Raw genomic sequence first — 26662 nt, 5'->3', positions numbered from 1 at the left:
GCGCCTTCCTCCACACGCATTTTTCAAAATTCAAATTCGGAGCCTGAAACCTCATGGCTGATATCCTCACTCCCGTTCTCGGCGAATCTGTTGCCGAAGCTACTATTGCCCGTTGGACCAAAAAGCCCGGTGACGCCGTCAAAAAGGACGAAGTTCTGGTCGAGCTGGAAACCGATAAGGTCTCCCTCGAAGTTGCCGCCCCCGCTGACGGCACCCTGTCGGAAATTCTGGTCGGCGAAGGCGATACCGTCGTTCCCGGCACCATCCTTGGCCGCATCGGTGCGGCTGGTGCCACCGCGGCTCCGGCACCGGCTGCCGCTCCGGTAGCAACGCCTGCGCCCGCACCTGCGCCTGCCGCAGCACCGTCTTCCGGCAATCTGGTAGACGTCAAAACCCCGGTCATGGGTGAATCGGTAGCCGAAGGTGCCATCGGCACCTGGCTGAAAAAGGCTGGCGACGCCGTCAAAAAAGACGAAGTTCTGGTCGAAATTGAAACCGATAAGGTCGCCGTCGAAGTCGCCTCTCCGGCCGATGGCGTGCTGGCCGAGATCGTTGCCGCCAATGGTGCGACCGTCACCCCGGGTCAGGTAATCGCTAAGGTCGCCGCCGGTGCCTCTGCCGGTTCGGTCGCAGCAAGCCCGGCTCCGATAGCCGCGCCTGTAGCTGCCGCTGCCGCCCCTGCCGCGTCTCAGCACCTGTCGCCGTCGGTGCAACGAATCACGACCGAGAACAACCTCGACACCTCCGCTATCGCTGGCACCGGCAAGGACGGCCGCATCACCAAAGGTGACGCACTGGCCGCCCTGTCATCACCAGCACCGACGCCGGTGGCTCTGGCCCCGACTCCTGCCGCTCCGGTGGCTCCGCGTCCCGCCGCCGCCCGCGAAGAGCGCGTGAAGATGACGCGCCTGCGTCAAACCATCGCTCGTCGCCTGAAAGAGTCGCAATCGACTGCCGCTCAGTTGACCACCTTCAACGAAGTTGACATGTCGACTGTCATGTCCTTACGCAACACCTATAAGGATGCCTTTGAAAAGCGTCACGGTGTGAAGCTCGGCTTCATGTCGTTCTTCGCCAAGGCTGTGGTCGCAGCTCTGAAAGACATTCCGGCGGTTAACGCTGAAATCGACGGCACCGACATCATCTATAAGAACCACTACGACATCGGCGTTGCTGTGGGCACCGATAAGGGTCTGGTCGTGCCGGTTCTACGCGATGTCGATCAGTTGTCATTGGCCGGTATCGAAAAGGGCATTGCCGGTCTGGGCAAGCAGGCCCGTGATGGCACCCTGTCGCTCGATCAGCTTCAGGGCGGCACCTTTACCATCACCAACGGCGGTATCTACGGCTCGCTGATGTCAACGCCAATCCTCAACATGCCGCAGGTCGGTATCCTAGGGATGCACAATATCGTCCAGCGCCCGGTCGTCGTGAACGGTCAGATCGTGGCCCGTCCGATGATGTATCTGGCCTTGTCCTACGACCACCGCATCGTTGACGGTAAGGAAGCCGTGACCTTCCTGGTGCGCATCAAGGAAGGCCTCGAAGATCCGCAGCGCTTTATCCTCGACGTCTAAAATCTGATAAAATCTCCTCAGAAAGGCCGCCCCGGATGGAGCGGCCTTTTTTGTGGTGTTTGCGCGCTGTTAGCGCTATCGTATCCTCAACGATAAAATACGGGACGGGGAAACATCATGGGGCGGCCATTCACGGTCGGACGGGCGCTTTTGTGCGCCACAGCTTTCATTATCTCAGGTACAGCCAGCGCAGCACCGAAAAGCCCGCGCCTGCAAACCTATGGCAAGTTCACACCGGGCGCGGCCAAAAAAGCCCAGGCCTATGTCACTACCGCCATGACCGTGCCTATGGCCGACATGTTGTCACAGGCATCGGAGTTAAAAGCCGAAGCCATGCTGACCTATGGTCTGGGTCTGGAATTGGGTCGTGCGCCCGCCACACGCGATATGTCTGCCAATGAGCGCTCCCGGGTGCAGGCGGTATTCAAGGAAATGCTGATCCTCTATGTCCGCGCCAAGGATGATATCAATTTGCGCGGTGATGAGGCCATACTGCTCGATCAACCGGACTTCTGGATCTTGATGGCGCGCTCGCTAAGCTTCAAGGAACGTCCGCCATCGCTTTATCTCGACAACCCGGATGGTTCCGGCACCGTCATCACGACCGATGCCAACATCATTACTGCCAGCGATGGCAAGCAATATAGCCTCGTCGGTCAGCCGCTACTGGATGCCGGCAGGGTGTCTGCGGCACAGTCCTGCATCATCTATGCCCGCGCTGAGGCCCGGATGCAAAAGGTGCAGATCGTGGACGCATCTGCCGCCCCGCATCTGACGGCTGAAAAGCTGGCCGAATACAAACAGTCAGCCAAAGCGCTTGGCGCAAATGCTCGCCGCTTTGGCACTGATGCCTGCGGGAGTAGCAATTATTACAAAGCCGTGCGCGCCTATGCCTCACTTAATCTGGGTAAGCTGGGCCTGCTCACAGACGATCCCTCGGCCCTGGTTGGCCTCTCTCCTGACAGCGAATAATCTATGAAGACCTTAAGCCTAATTACCGCCTGTCTCTGCCTGATCGCACCGATTACAGAGGCCGCCACACCCAATAAAGGCGGGCAATTCAATAGTGCTGCCTCACGCAAGGCCTATCCCCATATTGAACGGGCCATGACCCTGCCTATGGCAGAACTGGCCGAAAAAGCGACCGAGCTTAAGCCCGAATATGTACTGTCTTACGGTTTGGCTCTGGAATTGGGCCGCGCCCCGATTGAGTTAAACTCTGTGCAGCGCGGCCGCGTTCAGGGCGTCTTTCAGGATTTCCTGAACAGCTACGTGCGCAAAAAAGATGGCATAAAACTCGAAGGCACCGAAGAGGCTTTGCTGGGGCAGCCGGATTTCTGGATTATGATGGCGCGTGCCTTTGGCCGGAAGCAAAATCCACAACAAGCCTTCATTGTCGGCTCGACGGTTGACCGCACAGGTGTCGGCCCAAGCGCGGGTTTTAGCATCACTATGAACACCCTGAGCGACAACAGTTTTACCAAAGAAGACTACACGCTCAAGGGCGACGCCGTCCTTAATCGCTATATGGTGTTTGCCTCTCAGGCCTGCGCCATCTATGGCAAAGTCTCCGAACAAATGAAAAAAGCACTGGTGATTGATGCGTCAGCCACCACCCATCTGCCCCCTGAAAGGCTTGGGGAGTTAAAGGCGACTGCCAAGAGTGTCTATAAGGATGCGCAGCGTCTGGGCCCACAGGCTTGCGGCAGCCGTGAGTATTTCAATCGGGTATCGGTTTATGCCGCGGCTCATCTGGGTACACTCGGCACACTAAAGAGTGACCCTGATGCGCGTGTCGAAGAGGTGGCCGCGACCCTGTCTGACACCTCTGAAGTCGTAAATTAGGCTGTGGGCAAATTAAGGTTAATAGGCTAATATCGCGCAGATTTCAGATGATCCGAGGGGGCTCATAGTGGATGCAGCAATGAAAATTCTGCGCTGGCTGATATCAGCGCTGGTTCTGGCCTATACGGTCTGGATTAGCTGGCCGGTGATTCAGGCCAAGGTGCTGGGCCAGCCCGATGAGCCATTTGTATCGTCGCGCGCCGCTGATGATATCGACTATCGCGGCGGCTACAGTACGGCGCCTGTTCGCGACCCTTATGCCCCACCTATGGCTGAATCCATTCAGGGTCGCACCGCGTTAGAGGCCATAGAAACCGATAATAAGCCGGTAATCTGGTTATGGGCGTCGGTCGTGGCCCTCTATGTCATCGCCGCGTTTCTGTTTGCCAATGGCAATTTGCGCGCCGCCTTTGCTTACGGTCTGGGCTTTATCGCCGATGTCGTCCTGACCTATCTGACCAAGGGTGAGGCGGGCTCAGGGATATATGACAAAATCCTTGAAATCCTGTCGGGCTGGGATCCGCGCTATGTGCTGACGCTGATCGCGCTGGGCTTAGGTTTTATCATGGCAATAGCCCGTCTGCGCCCCGTCAACCGCCGCCCATTCTGACGATCGGGTCAAACCTGCAAAAAATGCGGCTTTTCCTTGTGAACAGGCTTGACCCATAAGGCTTAGGCTCCTACGTCAATCCCAGCATTTGATATGAAAAAAGGGCAGGTATCATGGCGGACACGAACTTTGACGTAGTCATCATCGGCGGTGGCCCCGGCGGCTACAATGCGGCGGTGCGCGCCGGCCAACTGGGGCTGAAAGCGGCGATCGTGGAATCGCGCGGCGTACTGGGCGGCACCTGTCTGAACGTCGGCTGTATGCCGTCAAAGGCTCTGCTGCACGCTTCGGAACTGTTCGAGGCCGCCTCCGGTGAATTTGCCCATATCGGCATCGACGTCCCAGCCCCAAAGCTCAACCTCATCCAGATGATGAAGGCCAAGCAGGATAGCGTAGGCGCCCTGACCAAGGGTGTCGAGTTCCTGATGAAGAAGAACAAGGTTACCTACTTCGTCGGCTTCGGTAAGATCGAAGGGGCGGGTAAGGTGTCCGTCACGGCCGCTGATGGCAAGGTCGAGCAACTGACCACCAAGCATATCGTCATCGCCACCGGCTCTGAGCCGACCCCGCTGCCGGGTGTCACGGTTGACCAGAAGCAGATCGTCGATTCCACCGGCGCCCTGTCGCTGCCGGCCGTGCCTAAGCACCTCGTCGTCGTCGGCGCGGGCATCATCGGCCTTGAACTTGGCTCGGTCTGGCGTCGTCTGGGTGCCAAGGTGACCGTGGTTGAATTCCTCGACCGCATCACACCGGGCATGGACACCGAACTGGCTACCCAGTTCCAGAAAATCCTGACCAAGCAGGGCTTTGCCTTTAAGCTCGGCACCAAGGTTACCTCGGCCAAGACCGGCAAATCTGGCGTCAGCCTGACATTAGAGGCCGCCGCCGGTGGCAATGCTGAAACGCTGGAAGCCGATGTGGTTCTGGTGGCCATTGGCCGCCGTCCGTTCACCGCCGGTCTGGGGCTTGATACGGTTGGCATCACGCCGGATCAGCGCGGCTTTATCGCCACGGATCACTTCAAGACCTCCGCGCCGGGCGTATGGGCCATCGGTGACGTGATCCACGGTCCGATGCTGGCCCACAAGGCCGAAGAAGACGCCGTCGCCGTGATCGAATTGATCGCTGGTAAGGCCGGTCACGTCGATTATGATCTGGTGCCGTCGGTCGTCTACACCTTCCCCGAAGTGGCGTGGGTCGGTAAAACCGAAGATCAGCTTAAGGCCGCTGGTGTGCAGTATAAGACCGGCAAGTTCCCGTTCATGGCCAACAGCCGCGCCAAGATTAACCATGAGACCGATGGTTTCGTGAAGTTCCTGGCCGATGCCAAGACCGATAAGGTCTATGGTGTGCACATCCTTGGTCCGCAAGCCGGGGAAATGATCGGCGAAGCGTGCGTGCTGATGGCCTTTGGCGGCGCGTCCGAAGACCTCGCCCGCACCTGCCATCCACACCCGACCCGCTCTGAAGCCGTTAAGCAGGCGGCTATGGGCGTCGAAGGCTGGACGATGCAGGCGTAAGGGTCGCACTCAAAAGTCCTTCGCTCCGCTCAGTGTACTTTTGAGTGGTTTAAGAATGAAAAAAGTCTCCGCAAGGCTATCCTTGCGGAGACTTTTTTGATGCCTAAGCCTCGGAGTAAAGCTTTAACGCGGTTAATAGGCTCTGGTTTTCTTCTGATGAGTAATCTCCCCCGAATAGGTCAGAAATTACCTGCTTTAAAAGCAGCGTATAAATGAACAAGAAGGCAATGAAATACAAATATAGCTCTCTTGAAAAAGCAGATTTGTATACCGGAAATAAAGAAGCCCCAAACACGCTCTCTTCAGAATCGTCATAGACGATAATTTGCGATATATCTTTGAATGACATGTGGGATACGTCATTGAGGAGCCCATTTACGGGTCCCATTATGTCATGAAATCTTTCTTTTAATTTTTTGATGCTGGGTTTTGAATCGCTTAAACCCAGCTCAATCTGATTAATTAACGCTATTGTCTCTTGCTGCTGCTTAAGACATGCGCAAGCTTTGAAATAAATACCCTCTGAAATAAGACGCTCAGTTAAAACTATTCCTTGAAAATAGTGAGCGCACAAACTCATACGTTTGCGCAAATTGTCTGAGATATCTTCGGCCTTTTCCTCAGAATACCGGCTAAAAAGACTTACCAAAGCCTCTAAAATTGACTGATAGCATGATGTCAGTTTAAGATTTTCTTGGCTGAAAAGAGTTCGGTTGCTTGCTGATTTTTCAGCGAAAATTTTATTAAATTGGTTGAAGAGTTCCATAACCACCTCAATATAAAACCCCTCTAAGCAGGCTTAGAGGGGTGAAAAGTTCCGGGTGCAGGGGCCGCGCCCCTGCCTGCTAGGCATCAACCTCGGCGTCAAGGGCGTTGTCCTGAATGAACTCGCGGCGCGGTTCGACCAGATCCCCCATCAGGCGGCTGAACATGTCGTCGGCCAGATCGGTGTTTTCGGCATCGACCCGTAACAAAGTGCGCACGTCCTTATCCAGCGTGGTTTCCCACAATTGCTCGGCGTTCATTTCCCCAAGGCCTTTATAGCGCTGGATCGACAGACCTTTACGACCGGCATCCAGCACTGCGGCCACCAGATCGAGCGGCCCGCGAATGTCCGTGACCTTATCCTTACGGCGGAAGACAGAGGCTTGCGTATAGAGGTCGCCAATCGCCTCCGCCCGCTCAGCCAGACGGCGCGCATCGGCTGAGTGCATCAGAGCCTCATCCAGCACGATCCGCTCACTGACACCGCGACGCACGCGCGAGAACACATAACCGCCCCCCTCACCGACCATGACCGACCACGGGCCATCACCGTCCTCGTTGCGACGGTCAAGGCGCATAGCTGTCTGGGCCAGATCAGGGCTGGCCCCAAACAGGCCCGACAGCGCCGCCTGCTCAATCGCAAAGGCCGGTGCACGCGATGACAAACGATCGACGCTTTGCTTGAACGATTTAGCGGTGCGCACCTGTTCTTCGAGATCAAGACCCGTCACACGCTCCCCGCTACGCAGTTCAAGCGTCGCCTCCTGCACACCTTCTTCGATCAGGAAGGCATCCAGTTCGGCATCGTCCTTGAGGTAGCGCGACGACTTACCCTTGGCGACCTTATAGAGCGGCGGCTGGGCGATATAGAGGTAACCGTTGCGGATCACTTCGGGCATCTGACGATAGAAGAAAGTCAGAAGCAGAGTCCGGATGTGCGCGCCGTCGACGTCAGCATCGGTCATGATGATGATTTTGTGGTAGCGCAGCTTTTCAATGTTAAAATCGTCACGACCAATGCCAGCCCCCAACGCCACAATCAGGGTGCCGATCTGCTCGGATGACAGCATCTTATCAAAGCGGGCCCGCTCGACGTTCAGAACCTTACCGCGCAGGGGCAGAATGGCCTGATTTTCGCGGTTACGGGCTTGTTTTGCTGAACCGCCAGCGGAGTCACCCTCGACGATAAAGATTTCAGACTTGGCCGGATCGCGTTCCTGACAGTCAGCCAGCTTGCCGGGCAGAGACGAGATATCGAGCGCCGACTTACGCCGGGTCAGGTCACGGGCTTTGCGGGCGGCTTCACGGGCTGACGCGGCTTCGATGATCTTGGAGACGATCTGCTTGGCCTCGACCGGGTTTTCTTCAAACCACTGGGTCAGCTTATCGTAAACCAGACCTTCGACCGCCGGGCGCACTTCGGAGGAGACCAGCTTGTCCTTGGTCTGGGAGGAGAACTTAGGATCCGGTACCTTAACCGACAGCACGCAGGTCAGGCCTTCGCGCGCATCTTCGCCGGTGACGGTGATCTTTTCTTTTTTGGCCGCACCGGACGATTCCATATAGGCCGACATCACCCGCGTCAGGGCCCCACGGAACGCCGCCAGATGGGTGCCGCCGTCGCGCTGAGGGATGTTGTTGGTGAAGCACAACATAGTTTCGTGGTAGCTGTCGTTCCATTGCAGGGCCAGATCCAGCTCAACCTTGTCACGTCCGCCGCGCACCGCGACCGGTTCCTTAATGATCGGCGACTTGGCCTTATCGAGGTGCTTGACGAACTCAACGATACCGCCGTCATAATGCAGGATGATGTCGTAAGGTTCGGCTTCGCGCAGGTCGGCAAACCGGATGTGAACGCCGGAATTCAGGAACGCCAGTTCGCGCAGGCGGTGCTCCAAGGTTTTGCGATCAAATTCAATAAAGGCAAAGGTCGTGATCGACGGGAAAAACGTCACCTGCGTGCCGGTATATTCCTTGCCATTTTCCCGCAGAGGAGAGTCACCTGTAACTTTCAGTGGACTGACGGTCACGCCGCGCTCAAAGCGCACCTCATGCTTTTTGCCCTGACGGTAGATGGTCAGATCCAGATAATCAGACAGGGCATTCACCACCGAAACACCCACGCCGTGCAGACCGCCGGAGACCTTATATGAGTTCTGGTCGAACTTACCGCCGGCGTGCAGTTCGGTCATGATGACTTCGGCCGCCGACACGCCTTCGCCTTCGTGGATATCGACCGGCACGCCGCGCCCATCGTCGGTGACCGTGCACGATCCGTCGGCATTCAGAATCACTTCGACGCGCGTGGCATGGCCCGCCAGGGCCTCATCGATCGCGTTATCGACCACTTCGTAGACCATGTGGTGCAGGCCCGAACCGTCGTCTGTGTCGCCGATATACATGCCCGGACGCTTACGCACGGCATCGAGCCCCTTGAGCACCTTAATCGAATCAGCGCCGTATTCCGCAGCTACCTGATCATCGCCTGCGGCCTCGATCGGATCGATAGGGTCTTCGCTCATGATTTTTCCAAACTTTAATCAACAAATTCCGTAAGTTGTCCGCCATCTATGCGAACACCAAGGGCGCGCCCTTTGAGAGCATCAAACAGATTTTCATCCGTCCCTGTAAAGAGCGTTTGTAGCCTTAAATGGGTGGTTTCGTCAAACAAAGCCGCCCTGCGGACGGGGTCAAGATGGGCCGCCACTTCGTCCAGCAGCAGCACCGGATTAGGCAGGTCAGACCGGCGCGACAGGCGCGAGCCTTGCGCCAAAATCATGTTGAGTACCAGCGCCTTTTGCTCACCGGTGGAACAGTCCGAGGCCGTGCGGTTTTTATCGCGGTGAAAGACGCTGAGGTCCATGCGGTGCGGCCCGAACAGGGATCGACCGGCGGCGGCATCTCTGGCGCGGGCACGACGATAACCCTCGGCCAGATCATCGGGATTATCAGCCCCCAGCAGGGCCAGATCCGCCTTGGGGAAAGCGCCGTGATGGTCTTCGATCTCGGCTTGCAGAGCGGTCATGGCGCGCTGCCTCGACGCGATCATGCGGGCGCCGGATTCGGTCAGACGCTGCTCCAGCACACTCAGCCAACCGTCATCGGCAGGGCCATGCACCAGCAACCGCAGCCGCTCCCGCAAGGCTTTTTCATAGGCATTGACCACGCTGGCGTGGGCCGGTTCATCGGCAAAGACCAGCCGGTCAAAAAAGCGCAACCGCTCGGCGCGGGCCTCAAGAAAGATGCGGTCTTGGGCGGGCGTCAGCCACACCAGCCGCAGGTGATCCAGCAGCCGCGCCGCCGAGACGTTCTGCCCGTCCAGCCGCACGCCGCGCTTATTGAGGTCGCGCGGATCGGAACCCGTGCCGATATTTATGTCATCGTCTTCGCTGATCAGGCGGGCGGCCACCCCCCACGGACGGCCCTTAGGCTCATCCGGGTTCTTGCGGCCCAGATCGGCAAGCGCCGCCCCGCGCAATCCCCGACCGGGACTTAAAACGCTGATGGCCTCAAGCAGATTGGTCTTACCCGCCCCATTCGGCCCAAACAGATAGGCGCTGCGCCCCGCCAGATCAAAATCCAGCGACGTATAGGATCGGAAATCGGTCAGGGACAGGCGATGGATATAGGTTTTCACTATATGATCTCCTCCCTATCAAGCCTGTTGGCGCAGATGGGGAGGTGTCTGAGCGCGAAGCGATCAGACGGAGGGGGATGGCACCGATCACTAAGAGACCCCTCCGCCTCGACAGGCTCGGCACCTCCCCACGCAAGCGTAGGGAGGAGGAACAGGATCATACGCGCAAAGGCATCAAAACGTACTGTACGCCCTGATCCGCCGGATCGATAACCAGCGTCGGCGAAGACGCATCATTCAGGCGCAGCTCCACCACATCGCCGGTGATCTGGCCCATAACATCAAGGATGTAGCGGGCATTAAAGCCGATTTCGATGGTGTCATTGTCGTAGTCGATTTCGGCCTCTTCGACGGCCTGACCGGCTTCGATATTGCGCACGGTCAGGGTCAGGCGACCGGGCTCAATGGCCAGTTTGACCGAGCGGCTTTTCTCCGCCGAGATCGTCGACACCCGGTCAACAGCCTTGGACAGGACGCCGGAATCGACGCGCATGATCTTTTCGTTGTTCTTTGGGATCACGCGGCCATAGTCAGGGAACGAGCCGTCGATGATCTTGGACGTCAGCGCCGCCTGACCGAAATTAAAGCGGATCTTGGCGGGGCTGACGGTCACTTCGACCGAGCCGGAACCATCATCGAGCAGGCGACGGGCCTGATCGATCGTCTTGCGCGGCACGATCACGCCCGGGCCGCCCATTGAGCCGTCGGGAGCCGGCATTTCAGCCAAAGCCAGACGGTGGCCATCAGTCGCCACGGCGCGCAGATAACCGGAACCCTCTTCGGTCAGGGTGTGCAAATAAAGGCCATTGAGGTAATAGCGGGTTTCTTCGGTCGACACCGCAAAGCGGGTCTTATCGATCAGGCGCTTAAGGTCTTCTTTTAAGACCTGAAACGTCACCCCTTCGTGGTCACCGGACATGACCGGGAAATCTCCGGCCGGCAGCACCGGCAGGGCAAAGCGCGAACGGCCGGCTGAAACGGTCAGACGCGGATCTTCACCGGACGCAAACTTCAGCTCGACATCGGCGCCTTCCGGCAGCTTGCGCACGATTTCATAAAGGGTGTGGGCAGGGGCGGTAATCTGCCCAGGAATGGAGACGATGGCTTCGGCGACATCGACAATTTCCATGTCAAGGTCGGTCGCTGAAAACGACACCTGAGAGCCTTCGGCCGACAACAGCACATTGGACAGAATGGGGATCGTATTGCGGCGTTCCACCACGTTTTGTACGTGACCCAAAGCCTTTAAAAGCGCGCCCCGCTCGATGATCAATTGCATCTTATCGTCCCGATTTTTACCCTGCCGATCTTTTACCGGCGCAACAAGGAGGGCGGAGATTAGTGTGCAAACCGCGCCCTGTAAATGGGGTTTGGGGTCTGAGACCCCATATCTTTTAATCGTTTACGTAAAAAAAGATGCGGGGTCATAAGACCCCGCACCCCGTAACTTTAATCTGTGTTTTAGCTGTCTTAGTTGCTGCGCAACTTACGGGTCAGGGCCTCAACATCACGGGCGATCTGATCGTCCGTTTGCAGCAGCTCCTCGATCTTTTTGACCGCATGAAGAACGGTAGTATGATCCCGGCCACCAAAGCGGCGACCGATATCCGGATAGGAACGGGTGGTGTGCTGCTTACACAGCCACATAGCCACCTGACGCGGACGGGCAACGCTGCGGGTCCGGCGCTCCGACAGCAGGTCGGCTTGTTTCAGGCTGAAATGATCAGCCGTCAGCTTTTGAATCTCATCAACAGTTACACGGCGCTCAACAGAAACCTTAAGGTTCGGTTGCAACAGGGCCATAGCTTCGTCCAAAGTCAAACTCCCCAGACGCGCACCTGCCGAAGCGGCAAGCGTATTCACCGCCCCTTCGAGTTCACGAATGGAACCGGGTACGCTGTCTGCTATAAATTGTAATACGTCGACATGCGGCATCCGGGACAATCCCAGACGACGCGACAGTTGTTCGAGCTTGCGCTCGATGATGCCTATTCTCAAGGCCTGATCGGCCACGTCCAAAGCACAGACGAGACCGGATGACAAGTGCGATCTTAGCCGCGCCTCTATTTCCGTAAGCTGAGTAGGCGGACGATCGGCGGTAAAGACGACACGACGGTTCTTTTCAATCAGCGCTGTCAAGGTATGGAACAGCTCTTCCTGAGACGAGGTCTTGCCGCCGATAAAATGAACATCATCGATCAGCAGCAGGTCGGCACTGCGGATTTCTTCTTTAAAGACACTTTGCGAGCGATCCATCACCGCCTTGACAAAGGTATTGGTGAACTTCTCCGCCGTCAGATACACGATCTTGGCATCCGGGCGGCGCACCTTGGCTTCCCAGGCAATAGCGTTCAGAAGGTGGGTCTTGCCGTAACCATAGGGGCCATGAAAAAATACCGGATTGAAATGCCCATCACCCCAGCCCGCCACCTGACGCGACATCGTATAAGCGAATTCATTGCCGCGGCCGGCGACGAAGGTTTCAAAGGTCAGGCGATCCTGCAAACCCGCAATGCGGTTGAGATCAGCCCGCGCCTGGGCCAGAGCCTGGACTTGCGTCGCCTCAAGACCTGACAATTCATTTGATTTTGAGACACCGGTATCGGCGACAATCGCCGCATCGTTTGCCTTCACTGAAGACAACGGCATATCAGACTCTGAACGGCTTACCGATTTCGCAACGTCTAAAGTTTCCGAAAGAGCCTTTTGGGCCTGACGCTGGCGCTCACATGTGTCGAAATCGATGCGCGATTGCAGATCGAGTACCCGGCCTTCCGGATCGAACTGCGCCCATAACTCATGGATGCGACGCAGAGCGTTACGCTGAAACCAGTCGCGTGCATACACGGTCGGCGTCACCAGAACCGGATCACCGTCAACCGTCACCTTCAGCGCCGAAGGCGCTACGTAAGAATTATAAGGCCCGTCACCCAACTCCTGGCGAAGCGCCGACGCCACTTTGGACCATACCGTTTCAGGCAGGATCGGTGACCAGTTTGTTAAACCTGGCATTTTGTTATCGCCCCGATCAATATTCCCCAAACCAACACTCAACTCTACCACCCTGATATTTTAAGCCACGCCACTTATAGCCAGCCCCGTCATCCGCACAGACGTTTCCCTGCACACCCAAACCTAAGGGTGATCAATGCCCGTCACCTTACAAGCCAGCCCCCGATTTCACGAACAATCAGGCCGGTCGGGCCGTTTTTTTGCCACCACCGGAATTGATGTCCGCTTTTTGCCTCTGTCGAACAGGTTCAAGGCTTATCCGTCTGCGCCCCGAAATCATAGCTGATTGCCGCAAACGACCCGTGTAACAGAGACAGTCTCTCTCCCACCGCGCGAGCATAGCTCACGCAGTGTCCAATTCATCCGTGTTGGGATGGAAAGGGTGAAGAGACCTACAACTTAATCAAGCCAGCGCCTCGGTCAACGAATCTATTTGCATGGCGGTGCGGAATTTTCTGTTGACTCCGGTAACCTATTCGCTCGCAAAGAGAATTTAATAAATCTTTTACGATTTATTTTTCGGCCTTTCCGAGTGGTTTTTACACACGCAGTTCACCGTCTCCGGAAGGTTTAACCACACCTCACAAAGTGAAAAACTGAGATCACAATAGCGTTGAAATGACAGCCATCAGCCATAACAAAAGGGCCCGTGCATAAGCGGTCGGGCCCTTCTGGAAAGGCTTAATCAGCAGTGACCGCCCGCATCAGGGATAGACCCCGCACAGGCAGATCCTTAGTTAGGCAACCGCCAGCTTCTTCAGGGCAGCCGCCAGGCGCGACACCTTACGGGCGCCGGTGTTCTTGTGAACCACGCCCTTAGATACCGCACGCATCAGCTCGGATTGCGCTTCAACAAAAGCGGTCTTGGCCACAGCCACGTCGCCCGCACTCAGGGCTTCTTCGAACTTACGAACGAAGGTACGCACGCGCGAACGGCGCGCCTTGTTAACTTCAGTGCGGCGGGCGATCTTGCGGATCGCCTTCTTGGCGCCGGGATTATTAGCCATTCATCACCTTTGGGGACGAGAGTAAAAGATATATGTCCTGCAATCCGTGAACTTTATCAAGTTCATGACCGCGAAAACATGAATTTCAAGAGGGGCGGGATATAACCGAACCCCGCCTTGAGGTCAATAACGTAATTTGGGAATTTTCCCCATGTGGACAAGGCCGGGCCTTGCGCCGTTACAGCTTGCGCCACAACGTCATCATTTCTGACAGGTTGCACAGTAAAATGTAGAGCGGCCCGTGTGAACCTTGCGCTCGATCACGCCCGCGCAACCCTCCGTCAGGCATGGCTGGCCCTTGCGGTCATAGACCTTGAAACGGTGCTGAAAGTAGCCGAGTTCACCCGACGTGGCGGCAAAATCGCTGATCGATGACCCACCCGCCGCTATGGCCTCACTAATAACCGATTTAATCGCCGCCGACAGCCGTGCGGCACCATCAGCGGAAAGATCGCGTCCGGCCATGTCCGGGCTCAGGCGGGCGCGGTACAGGGCTTCGCAGACATAAATATTGCCAAGACCCGCGATCAGCCCCTGCGCCATCAGTAGCGTCTTGAGGTTGGCGGCACGGCCTGCAAATTGCGCCATCAGAAAATCTGCATTCAGCGCCTCATCCAGCGGCTCAACCCCCAAACCCTGAAACCATTTTGAGGCGCTCAGCTCATTTGGCGTCAGCAGCAGCATAAACCCGAACCGGCGGGGATCGTAATAATCTATCAGATGGGTCTGGTCGCCTTTGGTAGCCACCACCGACATATGTAGGTGCTTAGTATTCGTATCAACTGAATGGTAGTAATTACCGTCCAGCGCCTTGGCGGCATTGTCACCCAAAGCTGTGACCTGAAACCGTCCCGTCATACCCAGATGCGTCACCCAGACATCTTGGGTATCCATATAGGCCAGTAAATATTTCGCCCGCCGCTCCAACCGCACAACCGTCGCGCCATTCAGCCGTTCGGCAAAACGTTCGGGAAACGGGTAGCGCAGATTTGGCCGGTTCAAGCGCACATTCGACAGAACCGCACCTTCTAAAGACGGCGCCAATCCGCGCTTTACGGTTTCTACCTCTGGCAGTTCCGGCATAAATGACCTCACACAGGGCAGATGCCCCCTCCGTCTTAGGCCTTCAGCCTAAGCCACCTCCCCCGTGAACAGGGGAGGAGAGATATACGGACACAGATTTATGCTGGCAACCTCTGGTCAAAGGGTTCTAGGGGCTTGCCCCTAGGCGGCTTTGATGACTTGGGAAGCAGGTTTTTGCGGCAAATCTTCGTCCGGCAGGAACCACAGGCGCGGATCGAGGATGCGATCTTCGCTGAGCGCAAAACCTGACCAGGGCAGATCGGGCTTGGGGCGTTCAGAGGCGGCCACAATAGCGCGCAGTTCGGCCGCCGAAGTAACGCCCACGATCACGGTCGAGACGCCTTTGAGGTTCATGACATAACTCAGGGCGGCATGGAGCGGGTCAGTCCCGGCTTCGGCCATGACCCGGCGCAGCTTAGACAGATGCGGCCCGAAGGGCTGCAAACTGGCGGGCAGGGTCTCGCGCGGCACGAACAGCAGGCCCTGGGTGAAGACCGAGCGCACTTGCACTTCAACCCCCATATCGGCCAGAGCCTCAAGCGTGCCGTCTTCGACCAGACGCTGGTCAAGGATGGAGACCGGCACCTGCATGATGTCGGGCTTGAAGCGCTTGGCCAGCAGCAGGGGCTCATCATCGATGTGGGCGCTGATGCCGATTTTGGAGATCATGCCGTTGCCGCGCAGGGTCTCCAGCCGGCGCCACAGATCGGCACCACCGGCACCCATTAAATCTTCGGGACAATCTACCAGAGCTGCATGGGCGCGCGCCAGACCCATATGGTCGACACTACGCTTGAGGCGGGCTTCGATCCAGTCAAGGCCCTTATCGAGACTTTGGGTGCGGATTTGCGGTTTGAACGGTGACGGAAACGGCCAGCAGCGACCCAATATGCGTTCGACATCGCCATCATAAAACGCTACATCAATCGGCAGGATTTTGCAGTCGGCGGCATATTGCAGGATGTGGCGCACCTCATCCTCAGCCACCCGGCCGCGCGGGTTGGAAATACCGTAGTCGGTGCCAAACTGCGCCGAACCAAGACCCAAGGCTGCGGTCATAGGGAACCGCCCGACGCAGCGCGGTCGCGGTCATAAAACCCATTGAAGATAAAGGTTTTCAGCGTCATGAAGCCTTGTTCAACACCCGATATTATGGCGCGGCAAATGTGCTACGAATCTACCGCTTTGGGCCATTACATCGAAAAGTGCTAAACAAGTTCTGAAGATTTCGAGGCCATCGTGATCACGGCCCCTATTTTTATGGGTTATTTACAGGTTTCACCTGAAAAACCGCTCTGCCCCATATTTATCCGCCATAAAATTTAGATATCGAACAGGCGCTGACGGTCGGCCATGCTGCGTACCGACACGTTCATATCGGTCACCAGACCATTGGCGATCGAGTAAACCCAGCCATGAATAGCAACCTGATGACCCTGCACCCAGGCAGAATGAATAATCGGATTGACCGAGACATTACGCACCTGAGCAATCACATTCAACTCACATAGCCGGTCGATCTTGGCATTGTCATCGTCAAAAGCTGACAGTTCATGGCGATGGTCGTGGGCGACATCGCGGATAGGCGAGAGCCAATGGTCGATCAGGCCATGATCCTTAGAGTCGATAGCGGCCCGCACCCCACCGCAGCCATAGTGGCCAACGACCAGAACATGCTTTACCTTCAGCACATGAACCGCATATTGCAGAACCGACAGGTAATTGGCGTCCTGAGCCGGGGCCAGATTGGCCACATTGCGGTGAACAAACAACTCGCCCGGGTCGAGATTAACGATTTCATTGGCGGGCACGCGGCTGTCTGAGCAGCCAATCCATAAATAGTCCGGGGCCTGCTGACGCACCAAACGCGAAAAGAAATCCGGATCGACGCGGGTTTTCTCGCGCGCCCATAGACGGTTATTTTCAATGAGGCTGTCAACCATGTCGCGGCGTCCTTTTCACTGAGAGAAACTACCGGCGAGATAAGGCCAAGCCGCACACCTGACAACCCCCAAAATGGTAAATGACGTGGCTAACCGATGAGGCCGCGGACAAAACCGATCACGATAGCGATCCCCTCGACCGCTTTGGTTAAACCCACGTCCATAAAGGCTCCAGCCTTGGTGAACGAGCCTTCTTTCAGCAGCAGGATCAGCACCACCGCCCCCAGAAGACTTAATATCCCCGACAAAACATTTATCAGGCTCTGGGTAGGGGAAGCTGTTTTATGGGACGCATAGCTGTCCACCCCTTCGGCGCGGCGCGTCATAGCTTGAAATTTCATCGCAAAACCCCCGTTTGTCATCCCGTGCCAAGCTTACACAGCTTAAGACAAATTACCACGAAGTTTCTGTGAAATCATCCCGCGTTACAGGCGTGACCACAAAACGCTTGTCATTGCGCAGACGGTTTGCCAGACAGAGTAAACAAAATCAGGGAACACCCATTCACATGGCCAATGACACTGCACCTGCCGATACTGAAAATGCCGCCAAAAAATCCGACCTCAGAACCATAGTGGCGGCCTCCGCTGCCGGCACGACCTTTGAATGGTATGATTTTTTCATCTTCGGCACCCTGACCAGCATTATTACCAAAAACTTCTTCACGGGCCTGTCAGAAACGACGGGGATGATCTTGGCCCTGCTGACGTTTGCGCTCGGCTTTATGTCGCGCCCGCTGGGGGCCTTGATCTTTGGCCACATTGGTGATCGCAAAGGCCGTAAGGGTACATTTTTATACACCATCTTGATCATGGGCATAGCGACGGTTCTGATCGGGTTTTTGCCAACCTTTGAACAGGCCGGGATCGTGGCGCCTCTGCTGCTGATGGGCTTACGCATCGTTCAGGGCATTGCGATGGGCGGGGAATATGGCGGAGCGGCCATCTATGTGGCTGAGCACGCCCCGGCCGATAAGCGCGGCATGTTCACAAGCTGGATCCAGACCTCAGCCGGACTTGGGCTTATTGCGGCGCTGGCGGTCATTCTGGTTACCCGCACCCTCACTGGCGAAGAGGCGTTCGCAGACTGGGGCTGGCGGATACCGTTCATCATCTCGATCGGCCTTTTGGCGGTGTCGGTCTATGTCCGCACCAAGACCGCAGAAAGCCCGTCGTTCAAGGCCCTGCATGACAAAGGTGCTGTCGTCAAAGACCCGTTCCGCCAGAGCTTTGGCAAATGGAGCAATCTGAAAAAAGTCCTGATCGCCCTGTTTGCGTTCATGACCGCCCAAGGTGTGGTCTGGTACACCACCTTTTTTTACACGCAGGTCTTTCTGGAAAAGACGGTCAGGCTTGAACCCGCCACGATCAATTATCTGGTCATGGCCATGACCGTGCTGAGCGCGCCGCTCTATATTTTCTTTGGTTCCCTGTCCGACCGTATAGGGCGAAAGAAAGTCATGGTCACGGGTATTGCCGTGGCGGTGATCAGCTTCTTCCCCGGCTTTCACATGATGGTCAAATTCGCCAATCCGGCGCTTGATCAGGCTATATCAAAGACCCCGGTTCTTATCTTTGCTGATCCACGCGATTGCTCGGTGCAGTTTGATCCGGTCGGCAAGGCCCAGTTCACCTCCCCCTGTGACCTGGCCAAGGCCATTGTGACTAATCTGGGCGTGCCTTATGAGAGCCGCGCCTCTGAACCCGGCGCAGTCGCCGCAACCGTGCAGATCGGGTCTGAGATGATCGCCATCAGATCGGGCGCCAGCCTTGAACCGGCTGAGGTGCGCGACCTTAAGCTGCAAGCCACAACTCAACTCAAAGCGGCCCTGAAAGATGCAGGCTATCCTGAAAAAGCCGACCCAAAGCAGGCCAATCTGTGGGGTGTGTTTGCCGTGCTGATGATCTTTGCGCTGGGGGCAACCGCGCTTTACGGGCCGATGGCGTCGATGCTGGTCGAGATGTTCCCGACCAATGTGCGCTATACGGCGCTCAGCCTGCCCTACAACATCGGCACCGGCTGGTTCGGCGGCTTGTTACCCGCCATATCGTTTTCGATGGTCGCAGGTTCCGGCAATATCTATTTCGGACTATGGTATCCGGTCATCATTGGATCTTTGGCGGTTGTGGTCGCGGTCTTGTTCCTTAAGGATCATACGGGCCGCGACCTGGATAGCATCCCGGATGATGAGTGACCTGAGAGCGAATCCCAAAAAGTGTGACGCGGTTTTTGGATTCAGATGCGCGTCAAATAAACGGTTTAGAGCGTCTATAGTGCTCTAAACCGGCATAAGATCGGGATCAAACAGGGTCGTCAGCCCTAGGATTTCCATCTCACTGGCCTTGGTGCGATAGACTGGAATCCCTTTCAGGAAGCTGATCACCCGACCCTTATCGTAAAAGCGCGCCGCAAACGCCTCAAGGTCGAACAGGTCACCGACAAGATCACCGATCCCACCCGACAGATAAATCCCGCCACGCGCACCCATCATCAGGGCCGTATCAGAAGCCATAGCCGCATACCAGCCCAGACTAATGGCAATGGCGCGTTTTGACCGCTCATCCTCGGCATAGGCCCGCGCCACAATCTCTTCCGGTGGAGGTGTTGCCACATCATCCTTATCCAGTACCGCCAGACAGCGCCAGATTTCAGCCAGACCGGCAATTGAAACCGCCCGTTCGCGCGACACATGGCCGAATTTTTGGACCATAAGCGCCAGCACGGCCGCCTCTTCGGCATTGGTGGCGGAAAGGTCCGTATGCCCCCCCTCAGATGGCATGGCCGTCCAGTTGCCCATGCCATCGGGCACCAGCAGCGCCACGCCCAGGCCATGTTCAGGCCCGATAACCGCAATCGGCTGATCCGGCGTGGCATCGCCTCCGAATAGTTTTTCTCGCTCATGGGGCTCAAGCTGCGGCACCGCCAAAGCCTTGGCCACCAGATTGTTGACAATATTGAGGCGCTGAATCCCCAAAAGATTACGGATATCGGCCCGTTTCAGGTGAAAACCGTAACGCACCAGTTCCACCACGCCATTGGTTTCCCAGCCCGATGTCGAAAAGGCCGCCCCCCTCAGACGCGGATTGCCATTCGCCGACAGGAACTCTGTGATATCGGCATTGAACTCATCAAGGCTTGAGCACGTATAGTGCATAAACGCCCCCGGACGCTCGCCCGGACGGGCCAAAGCCAGTTTCAGATAGTCGCCACTTGAGATGTCACTTAAGAGTACCGATTGTACCATGTTCCCGTATGTCCCTGTATCTTATGTCCATTTTAGGACTTTCTTTATGTGTTACCGCTCACAGTAGGCGATAAGTCTTGATTAATCTTAAAAGCTACCGCAAATAAGCCCGCAATGCGGCCATAAATGCGGTATGTGCTTCTCATGACTATACTAGCAAAAATCTGCGGCATTAACAGCTTTATAGCCGCGCAGACCGCAATAGACAGTGGGGCCGACCTGCTGGGCTTTATCTACTTTAGCAAAAGCCCGCGCCATCTACCGATCGACAACGCACAGGCCCTGATGCAGCAGGCACGGCAACATGCCTCTGCGCGCGCGAACAAAGTAAATTTAGTCAGCGTCGTGGTAAACCCTGACAATGAACTTCTGGATCACATTGCGCGTGAGCTAAAGCCCGATTTTATTCAGCTTCACGGCCATGAAACGCCGGAACGGGTCGCCGATATCCGCGCGCGTCTGAATGTGTCCCTGATCAAGGCCATCAGCGTATCCTCAAAGGACGATGTGGCCACCGCCCGCGTCTATGAACCCTTAGTGGCGCACATGCTGTTTGATGCCAAACCGCCCAAGGATGCCACCCTGCCCGGTGGGGTGGGAGCCAAATTCGACTGGACGCTGATGGAGGGCCACAAAGGATTGGCTCCGTGGTTTCTGGCCGGCGGGCTTGATCCGTGGAACGTGGCCGACGCCATCGCCACCGCAAAAGCGCCGATGGTGGATGTTTCTTCTGGTGTTGAGCGCGGCCCTGGCTTAAAAGACCCGTCCCTGATTACGCAGTTTCTTAAAAACGCCAAAGGATCATGACCAATACTTCGACCCTGACCAATGCCTATAACCTGCCTGACTCTAAGGGCCGGTTCGGTGACTTCGGTGGGCTTTATGTGCCCGAAACCCTGATGCCGCTTGTGCTCGAACTGACGCAGGCCTGGGAAGACGCGAAGCAGGACGAAGCCTTCTGGCGTGAGTATCACAGCCTTCTGAAATTCTTTGTCGGCCGCCCGTCTCCGCTCTATTTTGCTGAGCGTCTGACCGAGCATTTCGGCGGCGCCAAGATCTATTTCAAGCGCGAAGAACTGAACCACACCGGCGCGCATAAGATCAACAACTGCATCGGCCAGATTCTGCTGGCCAAGCGTATGGGCCGCACCCGCATTATCGCTGAAACCGGTGCGGGTCAGCACGGCGTGGCCTCGGCCACCGTCTGCGCGCGCTTTGATTTGCCATGCGTCGTCTATATGGGCGCACTCGATGTTGAGCGTCAAAAGCCCAACGTGTTCCGCATGAATCTGCTGGGGGCTACGGTTAATCCTGTAACCGCGGGCAATGGCACACTCAAAGACGCCATGAACGAGGCCCTGCGCGACTGGGTAACTAACGTTCATGACACCTATTACATGATCGGCACCGCCGCCGGTATGCACCCCTACCCTGAGATGGTACGCGATTTTCAGACCGTGATCGGTAAGGAAACTAAACAACAGATCATGGAACTGGAAGGCCGTCTGCCCGATGCGGTGATTGCCGCCGTCGGCGGGGGTTCCAACGCCATCGGCCTGTTCCATCCGTTTATCGATGACGAAGGCGTCAAGATCGTCGGTGTCGAAGCTGCCGGTCACGGGCTTGACGTCTATAACGGCCATGCCGCCTCGCTCAACGGCGGCCGTCCGGGCGTTTTGCATGGCAACCGCACCTATCTGCTGCAGGATGATGATGGCCAGATCTTAGAGGGCCATTCGATCTCGGCCGGTCTTGACTATCCGGGCATCGGCCCTGAGCACGCCTATCTGTTCGATATCGGCCGCGCCAAATATGTGACCGCCACCGATCAGGAAGCGCTTGAAGCTTTCCAGTTAACCTCAAAGCTTGAGGGCATTATTCCGGCGCTGGAATCCTCCCACGCCATTGCCCGCGTCGGCGATCTGGCCAAGGAGGTCGGTAAGGGCGGCATCGTCGTCCTTAACCTGTCCGGTCGCGGTGACAAAGACATCTTCACCGTAGCCAATGCGCTCGGTCAAACCATGAGCGGCCTGTAAGACCATGAGCATTTCACGTATTGATGCCCGCTTCGCCAAACTCAAGGCGGAAAACAAAGCGGCGTTTGTGGCCTATATCATGGCCGGCGACCCCGATGTTGAGGCCTCGTTTGAGGTTCTGAAAGGCCTGCCCGCCGCCGGGGCCGACATCATCGAACTGGGGTTTCCGTTCTCCGATCCGATGGCCGAAGGCCCGACCATTCAACTGGCCGCCGAGCGTTCGCTCAAATCCGGCACCAAAATGGCCCATGTTTTTGAGTTGGTGACGCGGTTCCGTGAACTGGACAAAGAGACGCCGCTCATCCTGATGGGCTATATGAATCCGGTCGAGAATATGGGCTATGACGGCTTTGCAAAGACCGCCTCAGAGGCCGGTGCCGATGGCCTTATTGTGGTGGATTGCCCGCCGGAAGAAGCTGATGGCCTGACTGATGCGCTGGATGCCAATGACATGGCGTTAATTCGTCTTGCGACCCCGACGACCGATGATAACCGCCTGAAAACGCTGGTGAAACGCACCAAGGGTTTTGTCTATTACGTTTCGGTGGCGGGTGTGACCGGTGTCAAGTCTGCCAATGCCGACAGCGTCAAGGACGCCGTTGCCCGCGTACAAAAAGCGTCCGGTTTGCCCGTGGTCGTGGGCTTTGGCATCAAGACGCCGGAAGCCGCCGCCGCCATCGCGCGCGTCGCCGATGGCTCGGTTGTAGGCTCGGTTCTGGTCGAGGAAATCAAGAATTCTTTACCGGAAAAAGCGCCCGTTAACACAAAAGTGCTGGAAACGGCGGCCATTTTGGCTCAGGCTGTGCATTCTGCGCGTCTGTAAGCCTCATGCCAAAAAGTGGTTACCGGTTTTTGGAACCACATGAGGCGACAAAGTAATACGTCTGGAGCTACTGTACATGGCTATGGCCGACAAACTGGGTAAGGGTAGAGTATTGGCTACGAACGTCAGATCAGGTGAAAAAGCCGGAGAGCGTCGTGAACGCGGCGGCTGGCTGGCCAAGATTGCGCCGGGCGTATCGAAGCTGGTGTCTAAGCGTGAAACGCCGGAAAACCTGTGGGTCAAGGATCCCGATACCGGTGAGATGATCTACCGTCCCGACCTTGAGGCCGCCCTGTGGGTCACGCCTAATGGCCGCCATATGCGCCTCAATGCCGAAACGCGTCTGCGCTATACGTTTGATGACGAACAGTGGGAAACGATCGACTACCCCAAGGTCTTTGAGGATCCATTAGGTTTTTCCGATGGCAAGGCCTATACGGAACGCCTGAAAATCGCCCGTGAGAACACCGGCGAAGACGACACCATGGCCATTGGTTATGGCAAGGTTCAGGGCGTGGACTGCGTGGTGTTGGTTCAGGACTTTACCTTTATGGGCGGGTCTTTGGGTATTGCTGCCGGTGAAGCCTTCATCGCTGCCGCCCGCGCGGCCGTCGCCCGCAAATGCCCGATGGTCGCCTTTACCGCCTCAGGTGGCGCCCGCATGCAGGAAGGCACCCTTTCCCTGATGCAGTTGGCCCGCACAACCCTGGCCATTCAGGAACTGAAAAAAGCGCAACTGCCCTACATCGTGGTTCTGACCGATCCGACCACCGGCGGCGTGACCGCGTCCTACGCCATGCTCGGTGATATCCATCTGGCCGAACCGGGCGCGCTGATCGGCTTTGCCGGTCCGCGTGTGATTGAGACCACTATCCGCGAAAAACTGCCCGAAGGCTTCCAGCGCTCAGAATACCTCGTCGAAAAAGGCATGGTTGATCGTGTCGTTCCCCGCGACGAACTGCCTGCGGTTCTGTCGGCCCTGATGTCAATGCTGATGGGTGGCCGCCGCAAGGGTCAATGACCCTTGACCCGTAATTGGGGTTAGGCTGTGGGGGCGGTTCTATAATCTTCTCCTCCCTGTTTACGGGGGTCGAGTTCACGAAACGATCCAGTGAATCGTTTCGTGAAGGAGGGGCGGGCAAAGTCTAAGACGGGGGGGGGTAGATACCGTCGAAAATGTGGAGACTATTGGGCAAATCAATCTTTGCTTGTGCAGTAGCGGCATTATTGGCTTCCTTATTGTCGACAGCACTTATCATTTTAGTATTTTTCCAAGATCCGCTACAAACAGTTGGCGTGAAATACGTCCTCTCACAATACATAGTTATGAGCGGTTTTTTTGCAGCGTTCTGCTTTACGGCATTACTTGTAATTGGACTGCCTTTTCAGTGGGCTATGGCTAAAAGAGGCTTGTTCAGTATTAAATATTTCATTATCCCCGCTGGGGTTTTAGGGGCAATTCTACCCCTTTGGTTCCCTCTAGGTATGCTTTACGCTCCCTTCGGGTTGCTTAATGGGCTTATGTCCGGTTCATTATTCTGGCTGATCCGCTGCCCTGATCTGGATGATAAGCAAAGACCTTAGAACTCCCCCTCTTGGAGGGGGAACTGACACTGAAAATATTTTTCAGTGTCAGAGGGGGTAAATATCCCTATAAACCCCACCACCACGATCATAAGGTATGATCGCGGTCCCCCTCCCCTCCTCGAGGGGAGGTTCTAGAGGGATTATATGACCGACCGCCTACTGCCATTCGACGCGCCCTTAGAGCGCCTGAAAGCCCTGCACCCCAAGCGGATTGATCTCACCCTTGAGCGTATGCTGCGGGTCTGCAAAGCGCTGGGTAATCCGCAAGGTAAACTGCCACCCGTCATCCATGTCGCAGGCACCAATGGCAAGGGCTCGACGATCGCCTTCCTGCGCGCAATGGCGGAGGCCGAAGGGTTAAGCGTCCATGTCTATACCTCCCCCCATCTGGTGCGCTTTGCCGAGCGCATCCGCCTCAATGGCACCCTGATCGATAACGACTATCTGGCCGGTGTTTTAAACCGCGTTGAAATCGCCAATGACGGCCAGCCCCTGACCTTTTTTGAGGCCACAACCGCCGCCGCATTCATCGCCTTTTCAGAGCGGCCCGCTGATCTGTTGCTGCTGGAAACCGGCCTTGGTGGGATACTGGATGCGACAAATATTATCGCCGCCCCAGCCTTAAGCCTCATCACCCCGATCGACTATGACCATCAGGCGTTTTTGGGCAACGATCTGACCACCATCGCCAAACAAAAGGCGGGCATCATAAAACCCGCCTGCCCGGTCATCAGCGCCCGCCAAGCCGAGGAGGCGCAAATCGTTATTGAGCGCGCCGCCCTGAAAGCCCACAGCCCCTTATCGGTCATGGGCCAAGGGTTTGACGCCTATCGTGAAGCTGACCGGCTGGTGTTTCAGGATGACGACGCCCTGCTGGATCTGTCGCTACCGCGTCTGTCCGGCGCGCATCAGATTGATAATGCTGGCCTCGCTATCAAAGCCGCACGGCTAATGGGCTGGTCAGATGAGGCTATCGACAAAGGCTTACAAAGCGCAACATGGCCGGGACGGTTGCAAGCGCTTAAGGCCGGGCCGCTTTATGCGGCCCTGACCGATAAGGCGTCTGAGCTGTGGCTGGATGGTGGCCACAATCCCCACGCGGCCAAGGCTTTGCGCGCACACTTAGACATCTTGGGGTCCAAGGATCCCAAACCCCTGAAACTGATTTGTGGGCTGCTAAACAACAAAGACGCCGATGAATTTTTCGCGGCCTTTGATGGTTTGTCACTTGAAGTCGTGTGTGTCGGGTTCTCAAGCGACGCCGCCACTGACCCCGAAGTTCTGGCCGCCGCCGCCCAAAGCAAAGGGCTTACCGCGACGACCACGATAAGCCCTTTGGAAGCCGTTAAGGCCGTGCAGACCGATGCGCCGGTGCGTGTCCTGATCTGCGGCTCGCTTTATCTGGCCGGAGATGTGCTGGCCCTGTCGGAAGAAACTTGGCCCATCTAATTTTCTAAGGCTTCAATTTGGATGAGATGCCAGACGGTTTAATGTCGAGGCGCGTAAGTGTACTAAAGTACATGCGCACCGCAGACATTAAACCAACGCCGCAGATCGCCAAATTCAAGCCTTAGGCCACACCTGACTCGGCCAGCCATTCAATCAGCTTGGCCTTCGGCATGGCACCGACCTTCATGGAGGTCATCTGGCCGTCCTTGAACAACATCATGGTCGGTATCCCGCGCACGCCAAAGCGCGACGGCGTCATCGGTGAATCTTCGATATTAATCTTAGAGACCACCAGCTTATCGCCGTAAGCCTCGGACACTTCTTCAAGGATCGGCGCGATTTGCTTACACGGGCCGCACCATTCCGCCCAGAAATCCACCAGAACCGGCTTATCGGACTTTAAGACATCGCTCTCGAAAGTCTCATCGGTAATTTTTACAGTCGCCATGACTTTAATCCTCTAACTGTCACTGAAACGGTTCCGTTTCGTGACCAACTGTCCTCATAGGTAGTGAAGGCTGTGA

Annotated in this window: 24 protein-coding genes; 12 read left to right on the top strand and 12 right to left on the bottom strand. The window is 56.4% G+C overall.

The annotated features are described in order from the left end of the window. Positions 1 to 53: 53 nt before the first annotated feature. The 5 genes from odhB to lpdA all read left to right on the top strand — a co-directional run bounded on the left by odhB (position 54) and on the right by lpdA (position 5552). On the top strand, positions 54 to 1577 hold the full coding sequence (gene odhB, locus PQU98_RS12130; protein ID WP_272745200.1) for a 2-oxoglutarate dehydrogenase complex dihydrolipoyllysine-residue succinyltransferase: 1524 nt from the start codon (positions 54 to 56) through the stop codon (positions 1575 to 1577). A 117-nt stretch (positions 1578 to 1694) separates the two neighbouring features. Then, the gene (locus tag PQU98_RS12125; protein ID WP_272745199.1) at positions 1695 to 2549 is read left to right on the top strand and encodes a hypothetical protein; all 855 of its coding nucleotides are present in this window, start codon (positions 1695 to 1697) and stop codon (positions 2547 to 2549) included. 3 nt (positions 2550 to 2552) lie between these two features. Beyond that, the gene (locus PQU98_RS12120) at positions 2553 to 3422 is read left to right on the top strand and encodes a hypothetical protein (RefSeq protein WP_272745198.1); all 870 of its coding nucleotides are present in this window, start codon (positions 2553 to 2555) and stop codon (positions 3420 to 3422) included. 79 nt (positions 3423 to 3501) lie between these two features. Then, positions 3502 to 4032: a hypothetical protein gene (locus tag PQU98_RS12115; RefSeq protein WP_272745197.1), complete on the top strand. Its 531-nt coding sequence runs from the start codon at positions 3502 to 3504 to the stop codon at positions 4030 to 4032. 113 nt (positions 4033 to 4145) lie between these two features. Beyond that, the gene (gene lpdA / locus PQU98_RS12110) at positions 4146 to 5552 is read left to right on the top strand and encodes a dihydrolipoyl dehydrogenase (RefSeq protein WP_272745196.1); all 1407 of its coding nucleotides are present in this window, start codon (positions 4146 to 4148) and stop codon (positions 5550 to 5552) included. A gap of 103 nt (positions 5553 to 5655) precedes the next feature. Here lpdA and PQU98_RS12105 read toward each other — a convergent pair whose 3' ends face one another. From PQU98_RS12105 to PQU98_RS12060, 10 genes are all read right to left on the bottom strand, one after another. Beyond that, positions 5656 to 6318 carry a hypothetical protein gene (locus tag PQU98_RS12105; protein WP_272745195.1) on the bottom strand — a complete coding sequence of 221 codons (663 nt, stop codon included), beginning with the start codon at positions 6316 to 6318 and terminating at the stop codon, positions 5656 to 5658. Positions 6319 to 6397: 79 nt separating this feature from the next. Continuing rightward, complete coding sequence (gyrB, locus tag PQU98_RS12100; protein ID WP_272745194.1) at positions 6398 to 8839, bottom strand: DNA topoisomerase (ATP-hydrolyzing) subunit B; 2442 nt, start codon at positions 8837 to 8839, stop codon at positions 6398 to 6400. A gap of 14 nt (positions 8840 to 8853) precedes the next feature. Then, positions 8854 to 9957: a DNA replication/repair protein RecF gene (gene recF, locus PQU98_RS12095; RefSeq protein WP_438263878.1), complete on the bottom strand. Its 1104-nt coding sequence runs from the start codon at positions 9955 to 9957 to the stop codon at positions 8854 to 8856. Between the two features lie 154 nt (positions 9958 to 10111). Next, positions 10112 to 11233 carry a DNA polymerase III subunit beta gene (gene dnaN, locus PQU98_RS12090; RefSeq protein WP_267524852.1) on the bottom strand — a complete coding sequence of 374 codons (1122 nt, stop codon included), beginning with the start codon at positions 11231 to 11233 and terminating at the stop codon, positions 10112 to 10114. 191 nt (positions 11234 to 11424) lie between these two features. Beyond that, the gene (dnaA, locus tag PQU98_RS12085; RefSeq protein WP_272745192.1) at positions 11425 to 12966 is read right to left on the bottom strand and encodes a chromosomal replication initiator protein DnaA; all 1542 of its coding nucleotides are present in this window, start codon (positions 12964 to 12966) and stop codon (positions 11425 to 11427) included. 737 nt (positions 12967 to 13703) lie between these two features. Then, the gene (gene rpsT, locus PQU98_RS12080; RefSeq protein WP_189484805.1) at positions 13704 to 13973 is read right to left on the bottom strand and encodes a 30S ribosomal protein S20; all 270 of its coding nucleotides are present in this window, start codon (positions 13971 to 13973) and stop codon (positions 13704 to 13706) included. 201 nt (positions 13974 to 14174) lie between these two features. After that, positions 14175 to 15056, bottom strand: a complete 882-nt coding sequence (gene mutM, locus PQU98_RS12075; protein ID WP_272745191.1) for a bifunctional DNA-formamidopyrimidine glycosylase/DNA-(apurinic or apyrimidinic site) lyase — start codon at positions 15054 to 15056, stop codon at positions 14175 to 14177. Positions 15057 to 15197: 141 nt separating this feature from the next. After that, the gene (locus PQU98_RS12070) at positions 15198 to 16115 is read right to left on the bottom strand and encodes an aldo/keto reductase (protein ID WP_272745190.1); all 918 of its coding nucleotides are present in this window, start codon (positions 16113 to 16115) and stop codon (positions 15198 to 15200) included. Between the two features lie 263 nt (positions 16116 to 16378). Next, the gene (locus PQU98_RS12065; RefSeq protein ID WP_272745189.1) at positions 16379 to 16999 is read right to left on the bottom strand and encodes a carbonic anhydrase; all 621 of its coding nucleotides are present in this window, start codon (positions 16997 to 16999) and stop codon (positions 16379 to 16381) included. A gap of 89 nt (positions 17000 to 17088) precedes the next feature. Then, on the bottom strand, positions 17089 to 17340 hold the full coding sequence (locus PQU98_RS12060) for a hypothetical protein (RefSeq protein ID WP_272745188.1): 252 nt from the start codon (positions 17338 to 17340) through the stop codon (positions 17089 to 17091). 167 nt (positions 17341 to 17507) lie between these two features. Between PQU98_RS12060 and PQU98_RS12055 the strand changes: the two genes are divergently transcribed. After that, positions 17508 to 19193, top strand: coding sequence for an MFS transporter (locus tag PQU98_RS12055; RefSeq protein WP_272745187.1), 1686 nt, complete (start codon positions 17508 to 17510; stop codon positions 19191 to 19193). Positions 19194 to 19277: 84 nt separating this feature from the next. Here PQU98_RS12055 and PQU98_RS12050 read toward each other — a convergent pair whose 3' ends face one another. Further along, on the bottom strand, positions 19278 to 20243 hold the full coding sequence (locus tag PQU98_RS12050) for a glucokinase (protein WP_272745186.1): 966 nt from the start codon (positions 20241 to 20243) through the stop codon (positions 19278 to 19280). A 144-nt stretch (positions 20244 to 20387) separates the two neighbouring features. Between PQU98_RS12050 and PQU98_RS12045 the strand changes: the two genes are divergently transcribed. The 6 genes from PQU98_RS12045 (at position 20388) to PQU98_RS12020 (ending at position 26138) form a co-directional block, all read left to right on the top strand. Beyond that, a complete protein-coding gene (locus PQU98_RS12045) occupies positions 20388 to 21050 on the top strand; it encodes a phosphoribosylanthranilate isomerase (protein WP_272745185.1) in 663 nt (220 codons plus the stop codon). Beyond that, entirely contained in the window at positions 21047 to 22279 is a 1233-nt protein-coding gene (trpB, locus tag PQU98_RS12040; protein ID WP_272745184.1) for a tryptophan synthase subunit beta, read from the top strand. Before PQU98_RS12045 ends, trpB begins: the two co-directional genes overlap by 4 nt. A gap of 4 nt (positions 22280 to 22283) precedes the next feature. Next, on the top strand, positions 22284 to 23102 hold the full coding sequence (trpA, locus tag PQU98_RS12035) for a tryptophan synthase subunit alpha (RefSeq protein ID WP_272745183.1): 819 nt from the start codon (positions 22284 to 22286) through the stop codon (positions 23100 to 23102). Between the two features lie 76 nt (positions 23103 to 23178). Continuing rightward, complete coding sequence (locus PQU98_RS12030) at positions 23179 to 24123, top strand: acetyl-CoA carboxylase carboxyltransferase subunit beta (protein WP_438263873.1); 945 nt, start codon at positions 23179 to 23181, stop codon at positions 24121 to 24123. 167 nt (positions 24124 to 24290) lie between these two features. Then, positions 24291 to 24686: a hypothetical protein gene (locus PQU98_RS12025; RefSeq protein WP_272745182.1), complete on the top strand. Its 396-nt coding sequence runs from the start codon at positions 24291 to 24293 to the stop codon at positions 24684 to 24686. A gap of 147 nt (positions 24687 to 24833) precedes the next feature. After that, positions 24834 to 26138 (top strand): bifunctional folylpolyglutamate synthase/dihydrofolate synthase, encoded by a 1305-nt coding sequence (locus tag PQU98_RS12020; RefSeq protein ID WP_272745181.1) that lies wholly within the window; start codon positions 24834 to 24836, stop codon positions 26136 to 26138. 121 nt (positions 26139 to 26259) lie between these two features. On the opposite strand, the gene trxA is transcribed toward PQU98_RS12020, so the two are convergent. Continuing rightward, positions 26260 to 26586, bottom strand: coding sequence for a thioredoxin (gene trxA / locus PQU98_RS12015; protein ID WP_272745180.1), 327 nt, complete (start codon positions 26584 to 26586; stop codon positions 26260 to 26262). Positions 26587 to 26662: the final 76 nt, after the last annotated feature.

This window comes from Asticcacaulis machinosus (genome assembly GCF_028550435.1).
Taxonomy (GTDB): domain Bacteria; phylum Pseudomonadota; class Alphaproteobacteria; order Caulobacterales; family Caulobacteraceae; genus Asticcacaulis; species Asticcacaulis machinosus.
Note: the sequence above shows the minus strand (reverse complement) of the source record. Positions and strands in the feature narration are given on the sequence as shown.